The 17,481-nt window shown below is 29.6% G+C and carries 17 protein-coding genes and 1 riboswitch; of the genes, 14 read left to right on the top strand and 3 right to left on the bottom strand.

The annotated features are described in order from the left end of the window. Positions 1–156: 156 nt before the first annotated feature. Together QZ286_RS09955 and QZ286_RS09960 are read right to left on the bottom strand one after the other, a co-directional pair. Positions 157–666, bottom strand: coding sequence for a flavodoxin family protein (locus QZ286_RS09955; RefSeq protein ID WP_291256814.1), 510 nt, complete (start codon positions 664–666; stop codon positions 157–159). Between the two features lie 16 nt (positions 667–682). Next, positions 683–1,915 carry a coproporphyrinogen-III oxidase family protein gene (locus tag QZ286_RS09960; RefSeq protein ID WP_291256815.1) on the bottom strand — a complete coding sequence of 411 codons (1,233 nt, stop codon included), beginning with the start codon at positions 1,913–1,915 and terminating at the stop codon, positions 683–685. A gap of 319 nt (positions 1,916–2,234) precedes the next feature. On the opposite strand from QZ286_RS09960, the gene QZ286_RS09965 reads away from it, so the two are divergent. The 6 genes from QZ286_RS09965 to QZ286_RS09990 all read left to right on the top strand — a co-directional run bounded on the left by QZ286_RS09965 (position 2,235) and on the right by QZ286_RS09990 (position 8,055). Next, on the top strand, positions 2,235–4,883 hold the full coding sequence (locus QZ286_RS09965; protein ID WP_291256816.1) for a tetratricopeptide repeat protein: 2,649 nt from the start codon (positions 2,235–2,237) through the stop codon (positions 4,881–4,883). 131 nt (positions 4,884–5,014) lie between these two features. After that, positions 5,015–5,491, top strand: coding sequence for a DUF2004 domain-containing protein (locus QZ286_RS09970; protein ID WP_291256817.1), 477 nt, complete (start codon positions 5,015–5,017; stop codon positions 5,489–5,491). 9 nt (positions 5,492–5,500) lie between these two features. Next, on the top strand, positions 5,501–6,253 hold the full coding sequence (locus tag QZ286_RS09975; protein WP_291256818.1) for a DUF4261 domain-containing protein: 753 nt from the start codon (positions 5,501–5,503) through the stop codon (positions 6,251–6,253). Between the two features lie 3 nt (positions 6,254–6,256). Then, positions 6,257–6,688, top strand: a complete 432-nt coding sequence (locus QZ286_RS09980) for a DUF4375 domain-containing protein (RefSeq protein WP_291256819.1) — start codon at positions 6,257–6,259, stop codon at positions 6,686–6,688. A 33-nt stretch (positions 6,689–6,721) separates the two neighbouring features. Then, positions 6,722–7,144 carry an NfeD family protein gene (locus QZ286_RS09985; protein WP_291256820.1) on the top strand — a complete coding sequence of 141 codons (423 nt, stop codon included), beginning with the start codon at positions 6,722–6,724 and terminating at the stop codon, positions 7,142–7,144. 23 nt (positions 7,145–7,167) lie between these two features. Beyond that, the gene (locus tag QZ286_RS09990; RefSeq protein ID WP_291256821.1) at positions 7,168–8,055 is read left to right on the top strand and encodes an SPFH domain-containing protein; all 888 of its coding nucleotides are present in this window, start codon (positions 7,168–7,170) and stop codon (positions 8,053–8,055) included. A 51-nt stretch (positions 8,056–8,106) separates the two neighbouring features. On the opposite strand, the gene QZ286_RS09995 is transcribed toward QZ286_RS09990, so the two are convergent. Continuing rightward, positions 8,107–9,291, bottom strand: a complete 1,185-nt coding sequence (locus QZ286_RS09995) for a MalY/PatB family protein (protein WP_291256822.1) — start codon at positions 9,289–9,291, stop codon at positions 8,107–8,109. A gap of 124 nt (positions 9,292–9,415) precedes the next feature. Between QZ286_RS09995 and QZ286_RS10000 the strand changes: the two genes are divergently transcribed. The 8 genes from QZ286_RS10000 to QZ286_RS10035 all read left to right on the top strand — a co-directional run bounded on the left by QZ286_RS10000 (position 9,416) and on the right by QZ286_RS10035 (position 17,321). Further along, entirely contained in the window at positions 9,416–10,123 is a 708-nt protein-coding gene (locus QZ286_RS10000) for an NAD-dependent protein deacylase (protein ID WP_291256823.1), read from the top strand. 24 nt (positions 10,124–10,147) lie between these two features. Continuing rightward, positions 10,148–10,555, top strand: a complete 408-nt coding sequence (locus QZ286_RS10005; RefSeq protein WP_291256824.1) for an META domain-containing protein — start codon at positions 10,148–10,150, stop codon at positions 10,553–10,555. Positions 10,556–10,573: 18 nt separating this feature from the next. After that, entirely contained in the window at positions 10,574–11,170 is a 597-nt protein-coding gene (locus QZ286_RS10010) for an HD family hydrolase (RefSeq protein ID WP_291256825.1), read from the top strand. 84 nt (positions 11,171–11,254) lie between these two features. After that, positions 11,255–11,950, top strand: a complete 696-nt coding sequence (locus QZ286_RS10015) for a hypothetical protein (protein ID WP_291256826.1) — start codon at positions 11,255–11,257, stop codon at positions 11,948–11,950. A gap of 12 nt (positions 11,951–11,962) precedes the next feature. Continuing rightward, positions 11,963–13,132, top strand: coding sequence for a bifunctional phosphopantothenoylcysteine decarboxylase/phosphopantothenate--cysteine ligase CoaBC (gene coaBC, locus QZ286_RS10020; protein ID WP_291256827.1), 1,170 nt, complete (start codon positions 11,963–11,965; stop codon positions 13,130–13,132). 96 nt (positions 13,133–13,228) lie between these two features. After that, the gene (locus QZ286_RS10025) at positions 13,229–14,320 is read left to right on the top strand and encodes a ParA family protein (RefSeq protein ID WP_291256828.1); all 1,092 of its coding nucleotides are present in this window, start codon (positions 13,229–13,231) and stop codon (positions 14,318–14,320) included. 13 nt (positions 14,321–14,333) lie between these two features. Next, the gene (locus tag QZ286_RS10030; protein ID WP_291256829.1) at positions 14,334–15,038 is read left to right on the top strand and encodes a hypothetical protein; all 705 of its coding nucleotides are present in this window, start codon (positions 14,334–14,336) and stop codon (positions 15,036–15,038) included. Between the two features lie 15 nt (positions 15,039–15,053). Beyond that, complete coding sequence (locus tag QZ286_RS10035; protein WP_291256830.1) at positions 15,054–17,321, top strand: bifunctional dihydroorotate dehydrogenase B NAD binding subunit/NADPH-dependent glutamate synthase; 2,268 nt, start codon at positions 15,054–15,056, stop codon at positions 17,319–17,321. 44 nt (positions 17,322–17,365) lie between these two features. Further along, a riboswitch (TPP riboswitch) is annotated at positions 17,366–17,469 on the top strand. The last annotated feature ends 12 nt before the right edge of the window (positions 17,470–17,481 follow it).

The following is a 17,481-nucleotide window of genomic DNA, read 5'->3' on the forward strand; positions in this document are numbered from 1 at the left end:
GATGATTTTTTGTGCTGCCAAAATTTAAATTAAGAAATTAAAAACCTAGGAAATCAATTAAATGATTTCTATTTTTTTGCAAAAAAAGAAAAAGGCGTTGCAACTGATATTTAAAAACCATCAGTTTGCAACAGCCCCATTTTTAGTTAGAGTATGTTATCTAGCAAAAAGACTTTTAAAATAATTTTGAGCGTTCTCAAAATCTTTTTCATTAGGGTGGGATTTAGCTCCTTCAATTCTTTCCAATCTCTCAGGTGTTAAAGGATGAACTAATTTTAGAGGGAATTTTCCCATTTTTTCAACAAGTTTAGGATCAATTTTTCCTCTACATAGGAATCCACCAAGAAGGTTATTATTTTTATTACATAGTTCTGTAACTCTTTCAAATACTTTTTTTCCGTGATCTGATTCTGGTTCAGCCCCCAATGTTCCAATAAATGCTATCTCTTTTTTAGAGAGTTTTTTAATAAATTCTCTAGTTCTTTTGTCAGCAGTACCCTTATCAACCCAAAATCCAATTATAAATCTATTAAAGCTATCTATATCCAGCTCTTTTATATCAGAAATAGAGACAATACTCTTTTCTCCTTCGATAATTTCATAGACTTTTTCACATACCATTTTTGTATTCCCTGTTAAAGAGGAATAAACCACCAATGTATTCATTTTTACCCCCGTATAATTATTTATTATCAATCATTGATTCAACTAAAGTTGCAGTAATGCTATTTCCCCAAAATACACCGTCTAAAGTATATTCCATTGTATCATCAGTTAGTATTATTAATCCTTTTTTCTCAAAGTCTTTTAAAATATGATAGATTTTATCATAAGACTCTTTAGCTAATTCTTTGATCTCGCTAAGATTTATTTTTTTATACTGTAATATACCTGAAAGTTTTTTTACTCTAAATTTTAACTCATTATCATAAGCATAGAAAGTTATCAATTTATTTAGATGGAAAAATTCATAATTAGAAACTCTTCCACCAGCACCTACACCAATAGCAATTAGATCAGAAGATGAATTGACATTTTTAATGTATCTGTATTCATCTTTACCATTTGTTATTTTAGTATGCTCTAATATTGAGTAGCCATTTGAAAGAGTAATATCTAAAAATTTATCGTGTAACTCCTTATCTCTTGCTAAATTATATCTAAAGATAACTTTATTTTCAGATCTATCTTTTGAAATTTGAGATCCCTCTTGTATCATTAAAGAATAGAAACTAACACTATCTACACCTAATTCACAAGCAAGTTTTGCATCAGTTTCAATCTCTTCATCAGTTTGGTCAGGATAGTTATAGATGATGTCAATACATATAAGTCCTTTAAATCTTTCTCTGATCTCTTTTATTCTATTGGTGATATGCTCTTGTTCATAAGTTCTATTGAGTAATTTTCTTCCTCTGTTAGAAAAAGTTTGTATTCCAATACTTATTCTATTAACTCCATATTTTTCCATTATTTCTAATTTTTCCCAAGTTAAATTGTGTAAAGTTGTTTCAAAAGTAAATTCACAATTATCAGAAATATTGAAATTTTCTCTTAAAGTAGAGAGTATCTTTTCAAGTTGGTGAGCTTTATATATTGTAGGTGTTCCACCACCAAAAAATATTGTTGTGATATTTTTCTCTTTTATGTAGTTTTTTTCTCCATATTTTTTAAACTCTTTGCAAAGATAATCTGTATAGTCATTAAGATCATTATCAATCTGTTTTCTATTCATATTACAAAATGAACAAATTTTATCACAATATGGAGTATGTACATATATTCCTCCCTCTTGTGTGATAGGGCTCTCTTTTAATATTTTATTAAATGTAAATGGTGTTACTATTTTTCTACCCATTTTTTTATCAATAATATTTTTTACATCATGGTGTGATTTATATCTTATATCAAACATTTGGTGTACTCCTTTTTATTTTTGAATTGATAGCTTATTAGATAACAATATGAATTAATTTATTATAATACTCTATTAGATATAATACATTAATTAAAAAAATATGTCAATGACTAAAAATTTAAATAGGAAATATTTGAAATTAAAAATAATTATCTAGTTAAAAAATTATGAAATAGAAATAAAACTAGAATAAAATGGCATATATAGCATAAAATTTAAAGGATATTAAAAAAAATTAACGAATAATATCATAAAAGGGAGAGTTTAAATTACTTCTTAATTCAATAAAAAGTATTAGATTAAAGCAGGAGGGAGTATGAAAATAGTAACAAAAGAGTGGGCTCAAAAATTTGAAGAAGCAGAGTATTTAAATGATATTTTAGATGGATTAAAAGAGATACAGGAAAAAAATGGATATACAGATAAAGAGATGGATGAAGACTTAGATGTAGCACTTTGGAGAGCTTATGTCTACAATAATATGGATAGTTATGATTTTTATGAACTCTCAGAAAAAACTCTTGCCAGAGTAAAGGACAAGGGGGTAAAAAGTGGCATCTGGTGTTATAGGTACTCTTGTGCACTAGTCTATCTTAGAAGATATGATGAAGCATTAGAGTATAGTAGATTAGGAACAGAAGTTGAGCCAGATTATCCATGGGGGTGGTTACAATTAGGTAGACTTTGCTACAAATTTAATTTGTTAGATGAAGCTTTTAAGGCAATTGATAAAGGACTGGAACTTGTACCAAATGATTATGAGTTTTTAACTTTAAAAGATGATATAGAAAATGATAGAGGTTATGCCTATACAAATTCTCATTACATAAATGAAGAGACTGATAAAAATTCCCAAGATAGACTTATAAGTATTGATGATGAAAGAGCATATAATGAGTTTTTAAATAAGAGCGAGTTGGAAAAGAGATTAGATATACTACATAGAGAGGACAAAAATCAAGAGATAATAGATATAATAACAAGTTTACCTAAAGAGGAGCTAAATTATATTATTTTAGGAAAACTAGCAAGGGCGTATAACAATAATGATCAGTATGAAAAAGGATTGGAAGTTTTACTCTCTTTGAAAGAGGAGGGAGAAAAGGACTCTCTTTGGAATTTTCGTGCTGGTTACTCTTGTTACTATTTGGGAAAACTTGAAGAAGCAGAGAGCTATTTTAAAAAAGCTTTAGAAATAAATCCTAATGAACCTGATGCAGAGATGCTTTTAAGATATACCTATTCTGATTTAGGAAACAGAAAATTTGAAGAAGGGGATAATGAGGGCGGAATAGATTTTTACAAAAAAATGTTGGACACTATAAAAAATGATAGGGATCTAATATATGTAAAATCTGAATTGGCTTGGGCATATGATCATATAGGTGAGTATGAAAACTCTTTACAATGTTTAGATGAGGTTACGAAGTTGGGAAGAGATGACATTTGGGTACATTCAGAATTAGGGTTTTGTTTAGGTGGGTTAAAGAGATTTGATCAAGCTATTCTAGAGTTTGAAAAAGCAATAGAAATGGGAAGAGCAGATGAATGGGTGTTTGAGAGATTGGCTGTTTGTTACAGAGAGATAGAAAATTACGATAAGGCCTTGGAGAACTATGAGAAAGCTTTAGAGATTGAACCAGATGAAATATATGTAATTTCTGAATTAGCTTGGATCTATGACAATGTAAAAAATGATACTGCTAAAGGATTAGAATATCTACAGAGAGCAAAAGAGTTAGGAAGAGATGACATTTGGATAAACTCTGAATTTGGGTGGGTGTATAACCATAGTCAAAAAAATCAAGAGGCTTTAGAATTTTTAGAAAAGGCAAAAGAGTTGGGTAGAGAAGATGGTTGGATATATTATGAACTAGGTTATGCTTTAGTTAGATTGAATAGAGTAGATGAGGGGCTAAAAAATTATTTAAAAGCAAAAGAGCTAGGAAAAGATGATATAGGAACGAATGTTGAGATAGGATACTGGTTAAATGCTACAGATAAATCAGAGGAAGCTTTACCATATTTAGAGAAAGCTAGAGAGTTAAGGGGTGAGGCTGATATTTGGATTGATTCTGAATTGGGATTTACTTTTGATAGATTGAAAAGATATGAAGATGGTTTGGTATATTTGAAGAAAGCAGAGGAACTAGGAAGAGATGATGAGTGGTTATTTTCAGAGTTAGGTTTCTGTTTAAAAAATCTTGAAAATTATGAAGAAGCTTTGGAGTATTATTTAAAGGCAGAAGAAAAGGGAAGAACAGATGAATGGCTCAACTTAGAAGTAGGAGAGATATTGGGAGAGTTAGAGAGATATGAAGAGGCTATTATAAGGTTGCAACATCTTCTTTCTCTTGAAGATTCAGACAAGACATTTATAAACTCTCAGATAGGATATTTTTATGGAAGGTTGAATAATGCACAAGAAGCTTTAAAATATCTATACGAAGCTGAAAAGTTGGGAAGAGATGATATTTGGCTATACTGTGAAATAGGTTGGAATTTAGCTGACGAGTCTATAAAGAAATATGAAGAGGCATTGGAGTATTTAGATAGAGCTATAAAATTAGGAAGAGATGATGTTTGGATCAATGGACAGTTAGGATTTATCTATAGTAAATTAGAGAGATATGAGGAAGCTATTACTTATTTTGAAAAGGCTAACTTTATGGATACAGAGGATAGTTGGTTGATTTATCAATTGGGATCAATCTATAGAAAAAGTGGTGAAGTTCTAAAGGCTATAAAAATATTGGAAGATTCTTTAGAAAAGAATCAATTTAAAGGTTGGGTAGAACTAGAATTAGCTTGGTGTTATGCTCTTATAGATGAGAGAGAGAAGGCACAAAAGTATTTAGATGAAGCTCACTTATATATAGAAGGAGAGATTTTAAACTCAGAAGAGTTGAAAAAAGATGTAGAAAATATTAAGAAACTTATCCAATCAATGACTCTATTATCATAAAACTAAGAAAACTCTAGCTTTCGCTAGAGTTTTTTTGTATAATTAATATTATATAGGAGTTTACTTTGTCATATTTAAGTCATAAATAAAAAGTATACTCATATTGAAAAATAGGATGAAAGGAGTCAAATATGAATATAAGATTTTTTGGAAATATAGATTTGAACGAAGATTATCACGAGACTGAGATTCATCTATTGGAAAAAAATATCTCTTTAGATCTAAATTTAGAAGAAGTTTTAGGGAAAAAAGATTGGATATTAGAATATGATGAGTATGTCTCAAAACTATCTAGTTATAAAGAAAATATAGAAAAAAGATTGAATGAGGATTTTGATGATTGGGGAGTTACAAAAGAGTGGATAGATTGGCATATAGAAGAATTTGATAAAAGTACTGTAGAAAAGCTTGTAAAAAATTTAGATAACAATATGCAATTAGATGAAAAACTTTTAACAAGAGTGAATTTAGTAAGAGTAGGAATATACCCAGAATATGAAGGTTATGCTATATGGGATTTTATGCTTGATGGGAAGATTAGTGACCAAATTTTAGTAGTGATTACTAACAATAGAGGAGAAATTTTAGATATAACTTGGGAAAGTTAAGGAGGACTTATGGAAAATAAAAATTTAATAAATGGATTTATCCTTTTTAAGGATAAAAATTGTGATTTTACTACAATTCAGAGAAATTTAAAAGCTGATTGGAATATAGAGTTAAATAGTGAGATAAAAGATGGGGCAACAGTATTTAATGTAGGAAATACTATGGTCACACTTGCAGTGATACAGGCACCAGTTCCAAATAACGAAGCAGAAGAAAATGCTAAAAATAATATTTTTTGGGAGAACGGAGTACAGTTAACATCTGAGCATCAATCACATATGATAGTAACTGTAAGTGGTGGAAAGGATAGTGTAAAGAGTGCAAAATTATTTGTAAAAATAGTATCTAGTATCTTAAAATTAGAAAATACAATTGGAATATATAAATATCCTACTGTTATCCCTTCTGATATATATATTGAAGTTGCAGATGAGATGAAAGATAACGGATTCCCTGTTTTGAATATGGTGTATATAGGAATGTATAGAAGTGATAATGGAATTTGTGGTTATACAGAGGGACTTAAGTATTTTGGAAAAAAAGAGATAGAAGTTTTAGATACAGATGTTGAAGTTTTTGAATTATATGAGTTTTTAATAGATATAGCAAATTATGTAATTACATCTGATGTAAAATTAAATGACGGTGAAACAATTGGATTCTCTGCAGAGCAGAAGCTACCAATAACTTTATCTGAAGGGGTGGCCTTAGAGGAAGATACTTTGAAAATTGAGTTCAATAATGAAAATAAAGGGGAGTAAATAATGGTAAATATAAGTGAAGATAAATGGTATGATACATTTGAAGAGTATTCAATAAAATTTGGTGAAGTAAGACCTGATTACAAAAAATTAAAAAAAGAGGAAGCTGAGATGGGAGCTCTATTTAATATGGAGTTAGATATGCACAATGGTGGATTTTTACAATTTTATTGCAATTGGGGATATGAGGCCTATATCTATGCTTTGAGAGGATTGGAATCTATTGGAGCTTTAGAAACTAAAAAAATCTTAGAAAAGCAGTATGGAGTCATTGCTAAGTTGAAAGATGATAAGAGAATAGATGAGTTATGGGCGATTCCTGAATTTTTAAAAGAGAGTGAATTAGATAAGATTGAGAGTTTGGATGAGGAATACTGGGAGGATAAAGAGAGTATAATGGATAGAATGTATACTCATTATATAGAAGAAAAGTAGTGTTAAATATATATTCAGAAAGGGAAGATAAGTATGTGGATTTGGTTTTTTATAGGAGTGGCCTTTATTGTAGTTGAGTGTTTAGGCTTTGGATTGATTTCAATATGGTTTGCTATAGGAGCTTTTGTAGCAATGTTCTTTACAGATCTTCCAGTGGATTATCAATTTTATATTTTTATAGCTGTATCAGCTTTATCCTTACTTTTAATAAGAAAAACAGCAGTTATTCATTTAAAAGGAAAGGGAAAAGAGCTAGATAGAATTACAAAAGCTAAGGTAAAAATTGAAAATCTAGAAGAGAGAGGAAATAGGGATATATACATTGTAAAACTAGATGGGAAGATCTGGGAAGCTATTTGTGATGAGAAGTTAGAACTTAATGAGATTGCTCAAGTAGAAAAGATTCAAGGGAATAAATTAGTTTTAACTAAATTAAAAAATTGTACCAATGAATAATTTATCTTAAGGAGGAAAAGATTATGTTTTTTATATTTTTAATTATCTTAATAACAATAATACTTTTAGCAGTACATGTAAGGATTGTATCACAGTCACAAGCTTATGTAATTGAAAGACTTGGAGCATATCTTACTACTTGGAGTGAAGGATTGAATATACTTATTCCATTTATAGATAGAATTGTAAAGAAAATATCATTAAAGGAGCAAGTAATAGATTTTCCACCACAACCTGTAATTACAAAGGATAATGTAACTATGCAGATAGATTCTGTTGTTTATTACCAAATTACTGACCCGAAACTATATACTTATGGGGTTGAAAGACCTATACAGGCTATAGAGAATTTAACAGCCACTACTTTGAGAAATATAATAGGAGAATTGGAGCTAGACCATACTTTGACATCAAGAGATACTATCAATACAAAAATGAGATCTATACTTGATGAAGCAACAGATCCTTGGGGGATCAAAATAAACAGAGTGGAATTAAAAAACATCATACCTCCTGCAGAGATTCAAGATGCTATGGAGAAGCAGATGAAAGCTGAAAGAGAGAGAAGAGAGTCAATCTTGAGAGCTGAAGGACAGAAAAAGTCATCTGTACTAGTTGCAGAAGGAGAAAAGGAAGCAGCTATATTAAGAGCTGAGGCTAAAAAAGAAGCTGAGATAAGAGAGGCTGAAGGAAAAGCAGAGGCTATATTAAAAATTCAAAGTGCAGAAGCAGAAGCTATTAGACTTTTAAAAGAGGCTGGAGCAGATAAGTCGGTTCTTACATTAAAAGCTATGGAAGCATTTGCAAAAGTAGCAGATGGAAAAGCAACTAAGATAATTGTTCCAAGTGATCTACAAAATATTATGACTTTGAGTGAGCTTTTTAATGAAAGCAAAAAAGAGGTTAAATAAAAATTAATAAAAAAGTTCGATTAACCAAAAGGCTGATCGAACTTTTTTTAACTATTTTAATTTAGAAATAGCATTAAAAATATTATTTAAAGCTTGTTCGAGAATTGCTCTAGGACAGGCAAAATTTAATCTGATATAACCACTTCCCTCTTCTCCAAACCAAGTACCATAATCTATAGCAATTTTAGCTTTTTCTTCAAAGAACTCTAACATATCCTCATCTTTTAAAATTTTCGAAAAATCTATCCAAGCAAGATATGTACCTTCAGGTAGATGATAGTTGATCTCGGGAAGTTTTTCTTCTAGGAATATTTTTATAAAATGTCTATTGGAATCTAAGTATTCAATAACCTGTTCTAACCATTCTTCACCGTAAAGATACCCAGCTTTTACCCCTTCTATTCCAAATGAGTTTGGAGTTTCCATTCTAATATTACTCAAATAACTCTGGAATTTATCTTTTAAATCTTTGTTTGGGATAAAGATTAAAGAAGTTTGTGTTCCAGCAATGTTAAATGTTTTAGTAGGAGCTGTACAGATAAAAAGTTTATTAAAGAATTTTTTATCTAAATTTAAAAATGATGTAAAGGTAGATTCTTTAAAAATCAAATCTGAATGTATCTCATCTGAGATAATGAAAACATTGTGTTTTAGACAGATGTTAGCAATTTTTTCCAATTCCTCTTTTTTCCAAACTCTTCCAACAGGATTGTGAGGATTACAAAGAATAAAAAGCTTAATATTATTATCTACAATTTTCTTCTCAAAATCTTCAAAATTCATAGTATAATAACCAGCATTGTCAACTAATGGATTTAAAATAATATTTCTTCCACACCCTTCTGGAATAAGTTTAAAAGGTGGATAGACAGGAGTTTGAATAAGAATATTATCTCCAGAATTAGTAAAGTTTTGAATAATGAGGCTGATAGCTGGAACAACTCCATTAGTATAAACAATCCAATCTTTTTCAACTGAGCAGTTTTTTCTTCTTCTATTCCATTGAATAATAGAGTTATAATACTCTTCATCAGGAAGTGTATATCCTAAAACACCATGATCAATAACTTTTCTCATTGAATCTAATATAGGTTCAGCTACTCTAAAATCCATATCTGCAACCCAAAGAGGAAGTAGATCTGTATGTCCATTAAAAATAGTTTGATATAGTTTTGGATTCCATTTTTTAGAATTAGTTGTTTTTCTGTCAATTATCTCATCAAAATTATATTTCATAAAATTACCTCCAAGTATGTGTCTAATGAGATTGTAACATATTTTTATAAGAAAAAATAGAATAAGTTAGAAATAAAAATAAAAATGTAGTATAATAGTGATACAGAGAGAATAGGAGGTTTTTATGGGCGAGATAAAACAACTTGTTGAGATTATAAAGAATAGTAATTATATAGTTGTGTTTACAGGAGCAGGGGCGTCTACAGACTCAGGTTTAGCAGACTTCAGAGGAAAAGATGGTTTGTATAAACAGAGAGATTTTATGGGCTTTGAGCCTGAAACTATTTTAAGTCATGATTTCTTTTTTTCTCATAGAGATATTTTTGATAGATATTTAGAAGAGAAATTATCAATTAATAATATAAAGCCTAATATGGGGCATAAAGTTTTAGCAGAGCTAGAAAAACTTGGAAAGGTAAAAAGTGTAATTACACAAAATATTGATGATTTACATCAAGAGGCAGGTAGTAAAAATGTTTTGGAGTTACATGGTACATTAAAAAAATGGTATTGTATAAAATGTAACAAAAGAGATACAAAACCTTTTATTTGTGAGTGTGGTGGAATTGTAAGACCAGATGTGACTCTTTATGGAGAGATGTTAGACGAAGAGGTTACAAAATTAGCTATAAAAGAGATAAAAAAGGCTGATACACTTATTATAGTTGGAACAAGTTTGACTGTATATCCAGCAGCTTATTATGTTGAGTATTTTAATGGTAAAAACTTGGTAATTTTAAATGAAACACCAACTTCACAAGATGATAAAGCAAATTTAGTAATAAGAGAGAAATTTGCAAAGGTAATGGAAGAGGTATATAAAAACTTTTAAATAAATAAAAAAGGGGAGTTAGTTATGAAAAAAGCAATAATTTTATTATCAATGATTGTTTTAGTAGGTGCTTGTACAAATATACAGCCACAAGGACCAGTACAAGTAGATAGTGTTAAGGAGATAGTTGAAAAAGAGTATGAATTGGTAAATCTATTTCCAGGTCAAGGTTTAACTGTTGGTTTTGATGAAGAGGGAAGAATATTTGGATATTCAGGTTTAAATAGATTTTTTGGTAAGGTTGAAATAAGTAATGGAAATATAGTTGTTACTGATTTAGCTTCTACAAGAATGGGTGGACCAAAAGAAGATTTAATTAGAGAAGATCAATACTTATCACTATTAAAAGGAATGAAAAAAATAGAGCAAGAAAATGGTCAATTAGTTTTAACAAATGAAAAAGAAGAGAAGCTTATATTTAAAAAAAGATAGAGTATTAGAGAGGAAGTTATGAAAAGATTACAAGATCAGATAAAGTTTTTAATGGAAATTGATAAAGTAAAGGGAATATTAAGACAATCAGTTATTCTTGGAGATGTAAATAGAAGAGAAAATGATGCTGAACACAGTTGGCATATGGCTCTTTGTGCTATAACATTAAAAGAGTATGTGGAATTTGAGAATATAAACTTAGAAAAAGTTTTAAAAATGATATTATTACATGATATAGTTGAAGTATATAGTGATGATACTCCAGCCTTTAGTCATTATGATAAAGAAGAGAAATTTCAAAAAGAGTTGGTTGCAGCTCAAAAAATATTTGGATTACTTCCAGAAAACCAAGATAAAGAGTATTTTAAATTGTGGTTAGAGTTTGAAAATATGGAATCTGATGATTCAAAATTTGCCAATATTTTTGACAGATTTCAAGGATTTATACAGAACTTATCCTCTGATGGGCATACTTGGAAAAAATGGAGTGTTACAGAAGAGATGGTAGTAAAGAGATTAGAGCCTATAATCAAATATGCACCTAAGTTATACAATGGATTTGTTCGTGTTGAGATAGACAAGTATATTGAAAGAGGTATAATCAAAACATGTTAAAAATCTATGAAAAACTATCATAGAAACATAATAGAGTTGGTGGATTGTTTTAAGAAAAATTAAGGGGTTTTTTGGAGGAATTTTATGGGATTATTTTCTGTATTTAATAAAAAATATATTGAAAAAGAGGAAAAATTAAACAAGAAAATAGCAGAGCTTGAAGAAGTTATATCAAGAAAAGATAAAGAGATTTCAGATTTGATAAATGAGTTAGATAGATTAAATCAAAGTACAAACAATGTGATGAATAATAAGCAACTTGAGTTGATAGAAAAAAATATAAAAGAGGCTAGAGAGGAAAACAGTAGATTAAAGGGTGTAATAGAAAAGTATAATTTATCATCTAGAAAAGAAAAGTATTATTATAAAGTAGATGTTGAAAAATTTTATTCAGCCTCTAAGTATAAAGAAGTTGTGATAGCTTTAACAAATACTGGAATTACTTATATTCAAGAGATGGACTTGGAGACCTTTGATAATTTACCAAAAGATATAAAAAATTTAGAAGAAGCAAGAATAAAGTTTCAAAAATTCATAGGAAAAGATTTTATTGAATGGGAGATAGTAACTTATTTGAATAAGGGAGAGAGATTATCTAAGTTTTATAGCAAAAGTAGAAAGCTTATGAATATTTTCAATGAGAGTGATATGGAGTTTATGGAAGATATAATCACTTTTGATTTTAAAAGATTAAGTGAATGTGGATTTAAAGATGAGCAAATAGATGAGTTTGTAAGTAAAAGAGATGAATATTATAGAGAGAGAAGAGTAATAATATAGAAGGAGCAGATTATGAAAAATATTCTTGTAGGAGTTACAGGAGGGATAGCAGCTTATAAGTCAGCAAATGTAGTGTCAAAACTTAAGAAAAAAGGTTATAATGTAAAAGTTATTATGACAGAGAATGCGACAAAAATAATAGCACCATTGACTTTAGAAACATTATCAAGAAATAGAGTATATGTAGATATGTGGGATAAAAATCCACATTTTGAAGTTGAGCATATTTCACTAGCTGACTGGGCAGATTTAATATTAGTAGTTCCAGCTACTTATAACATTGTTGGAAAAGTAGCTAATGGAATAGCAGATGATATGCTATCTACAGTTATTTCAGCTTGTAAAAAACCTGTGTATTTTGCTTTAGCTATGAATGTAAATATGTATGAGAACCCTATTTTAAGAGAAAACAGAGAAAAATTAAAAAAATATGGATATAAATTTATTGAAGCAGATGAAGGTTTTTTAGCTTGTAATGTAAATGCCAAAGGAAGACTAAAAGACGAAGATGAGATAGTGGAGATTGTAGAGAGAGAGAATAAAGATGTTGAAAAGAGATTGCTAAATAAAAAAGTTTTAATTACAGCTGGAAGAACAGAAGAAGCAATAGATCCAATAAGATATCTCTCTAATAGATCAAGTGGACAGATGGGATATTCTTTGGCAGAAGCTGCAGCAAAAATGGGTGCTGAAGTAATATTAGTTTCAGGTCCTACAAATTTGGATAAGCCAGCTGGACTAAGAGAGTTTATCCAAGTAAGAAGTGCTCAAGAGATGTATGAAGTTTGTATGGAGAAATTTGAAAAAGTGGATATAGCAATAGCTTGTGCTGCTGTAGCTGATTATAGGCCAAAGACATACTCAACTGAAAAAATAAAAAAGCAAGATGGAGATTTAACAATAGTCTTAGAGAGAAATCCAGATATTCTTTTAGAAATGGGAAAAAGAAAAAAAGATCAATACTTAGTAGGATTTGCAGCGGAAACACAGAACTTAATAGAAAATGCATTAGGAAAATATAGAAGAAAAAATTTAAATATGATTATAGCTAATGATGCTAGTAATATGCAAAAAACTACAAATAAAGTATATATAGTTAAGGGAGAGAATAGCATAGTAGAAGTTTCTGAAAAGGAGAAAAATGAATTAGCTTATGATATATTAGCAGAGATAAAGTTATAAAACTATTGCTTTCATACCAAATTTATGTTAAAATAGGATATACTACAATGAACTAAGTCGCATGTATGCGACTTAGTTTTTTATGGAGGAGAAGAGATGAAAAAGAAAGTAGGACTATTTTATAAAAAGAACGGTAGTTTTAACAATGCAGTTTTAACTATAGATAAAAATATAATAGATGCTTTAGGAATAAGTAAAGAAGAGAATAAAGTTGTATTTTCAATGGAAAATGGAATAATAACTTTAACAAAGGGAGAGGCTCAAGAGGAAAAAGAGAGTAAGGATATTCATGGGGATATTGTAGAATATAGAAAAACTATTGGTATTAATTTTAGTAAGGTATATAAGGATAAGGATTATTATGTGGCAAAGTTAAATATACCTTTTGGAATAGTTGATACTTTAAAGATAACAAAAGAAAATAATGAAGTAAATATAACTATTGAGAAGGATAGGGTTATAATAGATAGAGAAGAGAGACTGGGGAAAGTATACACATTAAAAGTTAATAAGGGTGGAATTGGAAAAACATTTTTAACAGTGCAGATAGCTCATGGTTTAACAATGAAAGGGAGTAAAGTAATGATACTTACATCTGACTCTCAAAATAACATTATTGATTTTACTATTCCAGAAGAAAAACAAGAAAGTTTAGAGATGAAAAAAGGTTTGAGAAGTTGGGTTATGACTGGTAAGGGGGATAAGATAAGATTAAGAAAGAATTTAGATTTTATTCCATTGGAAAGTTCAGTTTTTACAGAGAGATTTTTAGAGAAATTGCCAATTTTTATTGAACATTTAAAAAGAGAGTATGACTACATATTGATAGATAGTATTCCAACAATGAAAATAGATACAGAGTTTGTAAAATGTTCAGATAAAATTATAATACCAGCTTTTTGTGATATTCCAACTTTGAAGGGAATAATAAATGTAATTGAAGAAGCTGGAGTAGATAAGATACATGCTATTTTAGTAAATTTACATAGAGCAACAATGACACAAAAAAATATATTAGAGAAATTAAAAAGTATAATTGAAGAAACAGATATTATCTTCCCTGAACCTATAAAGGAGATAGCTTTAATTGAGAGTTTGGTAAAAAAAGGAAAAACTGTTTGGGAGAGCAAGGCAAAAAGCATATATGATGCACAAGAAAGTTTACTAGATATTGTAATGGAGATGTAGTATAGGAGGAAAAATGAGTACAGCTGAAGAAAGATTTCAGGCAATGATGGCAAAAAGAATAAAAAATAAAAAAGATGAGGATAAAACTACAAAACTAGAAAAAAAAGAGATACAGATAAAAAGTTTAGAAGAGATATTTCCAATAGATAATAATGTATTTTTAGGACTAACAACTGATTTAGATTTAATTGAGTATTTAAAGAAGAAATCGTTAGAAATGTTAAAAATTCAGGGGAATAATGTAATTCTATTGGGAAAAAATTTGACTGAAGTTTTTCAAGAGTTAGGAAGAAAAGGAAGCCCAGAGGGGTTATATATAAAATATTTAGAGTTAAATGGGTATAAAAAAGATACTGCATTGAGATTGAGAAAAAGATATGAGTTATTTAATAACACAGATTCAAAAATTGTGAAAGAGATAATTAGTGTATTACCAATTAGAAGCATGGAGTTACTATATAAAAAGCAGGACAAAATACTAAAAAAATTGGAAGAGAACGACCAAGTACTAACATATAAAAAGATGTTAGATATAATAAATGACAATAATGAGTTAATTGAGATCAAAGAAAAAAATGAGAAGATGATATATAATTACAGTGTTGAGAAGATAGATGATTTATATCAAAAAATTAATGACAGATATAATGAATTAGATAATAAAAGTAAAGAGAAGATAGATAAATTATTATTTGAGATAGAAAAAATATTAAAATAATATTAGGAGTAGACTATGTATAAGATCTTAAAAAAGAAGTGGTTGAGTGAAAATATTTGTTATATGGATATAGAAGCTAAAGAGTTGGCATATGGAGCAAAGCCTGGGCAATTTTTAATTGTGAAAACAGATGAGTATGGAGAAAGAATACCACTGACAATATGTGATTATGATAAGGAAGTAGGAAGTGTTACCATTGTTTTTCAAGTAGTTGGAGATGAAACAAAAAAAATGTCTGACTACAATGAAGGGGATTATTTTCAAGATGTTGTGGGACCACTAGGACAACCAAGTGAATTTTTAGATAAAGAATTAACTGAATTGAAGGAGAAAAAGTATATATTTATAGCAGGGGGAGTAGGAACAGCACCAATCTATCCTCAAGTAAAGTGGTTTAATAAGAAAGGAATATCAGTAGATGTAATAATAGGGGCTAGAACAAAGGAGCTAATAATATTAGAAGAAGAGTTAAAAAAATTAGCTAATGTATATATTTGTACAGATGATGGAAGTTATGGGGTACAAGGAAATGTTACTCAATTATTAGAAAAGTTAATAGCTGAAGAAAAGAAAAAATACGATCAAGCAGTTGTAATAGGTCCTATGATAATGATGAAGTTTACCTCTATGAAGTGTAGGGAGTATAATTTACCAAATACAGTAAGCTTAAATCCATTAATGGTAGATGGGACAGGAATGTGTGGTGCTTGTAGAGTTACTATAGATAATAGAGTTAAATTTGCTTGTGTTGATGGACCAGAATTTGATGGAGATAAGGTTGATTATGATGAAGCTATTAGAAGACAAAAAATGTATAAAACAGAAGAGGGCAGAGAGATATTAAAGATAGAGGATGGAGAAACACATCATAATGATTCTTGCCCTATACATTTAGAATTAGATGAAATAAAGGGTAGAGTTCCTGTTAGAGAACAAAAACCAGAGATAAGAAATAAAAATTTTGATGAAGTTTGTTTAGGATATAGTATAGACGAAGCCCAAAAAGAAGCTGAGAGATGTTTGAATTGTAAAAATCCACTATGTGTTAAGGGGTGCCCAGTTTCAATTGATATACCTAATTTTATTCAAAAAATAAAAAATAGGGATATTGAAGGAGCGAGTGAACTTATAGGAAAATATTCAAATTTACCAGCTATATGTGGAAGAGTTTGTCCTCAAGAAACTCAATGTGAAGGAAAGTGTATACTAGGAATCAAAGGTGAAGCAGTAGCAATAGGTAAATTAGAAAGATTTGTTGGAGATTGGGCTATAAAAAATAAAACCGTTATAAAAAGAGAGAAAATGTCAGAGCAAAAAGTAGCTGTAATTGGAAGTGGACCAGCAGGACTTACAGTGGCAGGTGACTTAGCAAAATTGGGATATAGTGTTACTGTTTTTGAAGCACTACACAAATTAGGTGGAGTATTGAGTTATGGAATACCAGCTTTTAGATTACCAAAAGAGGATATAGTAGATAAGGAGATAGAAAAACTTAAAGATTTAGGAGTAGAGTTTTATACAGATGTTTTTATAGGAAGAACATTTACAGTAGATGAACTATTGGAAAGAAAAGGTTATTCAGCAGTATTTATTGGAAGCGGAGCTGGATTACCTAGATTTATGAATATTCCTGGAGAAAATTATAATGGAGTAATATCAGCAAATGAATTTTTAACAAGAGTGAATTTGATGAAAGCTAATAAAAAAGAGTATGCTACTCCAATAAAAATAGGGAAAAAAGTATTTGTAGTTGGTGGTGGAAATGTTGCTATGGACGCAGCTAGAACAGCTAAGAGATTAGGTGCAGATGTAACTATACTCTATAGAAGAGGAGAAGAGGAGTTACCAGCTAGAAAAGAAGAGGTACATCATGCAAAAGAAGAGGGAATAAAATTTAACTTTTTAGTTAATCCAATAGAGATAGTTGGAGATGAAAATGGTTGGGTAAAAGAGGTTAAATGTGTAAGAATGAGATTAGGAGAGCTAGATGAAAGTGGAAGAGCAAAGTTTTCTGTAATAGAAAATAGTGAATTCACTTTGGAAGGTGAGACAGTAATAATGTCTTTAGGAACTACTCCCAATCCATTAATAGGAAATACTACAAAAGATTTAGAGTTAAATAAGTGGGGATGTATCTTAGCTCAAGATAATGCTATTACTTCAAGGGAAGGAATATTTGCAGGAGGAGATGTAGTAACAGGAGCAGCCACAGTTATATTAGCTATGGAAGCTGGAAAAAAAGCTGCAATTGAGATTGATAAATACTTAAAAATGAAAAAATAGTTGACAGATGCAATAAATGGGTATATAATCAAAACAGAATTGAATAGAATTGCTAGGGGAGCTTATGAGTAAGCTGAGAAGGAGAGTGTCCTGACCCTTGGAACCTGATATGGATAATACCGGCGTAGGGAAGCAAAAGATATAATAATAATTATTATAA

The sequence above is a fragment of the Fusobacterium sp. genome, assembly GCF_019012925.1.
Taxonomy (GTDB): domain Bacteria; phylum Fusobacteriota; class Fusobacteriia; order Fusobacteriales; family Fusobacteriaceae; genus Fusobacterium_A.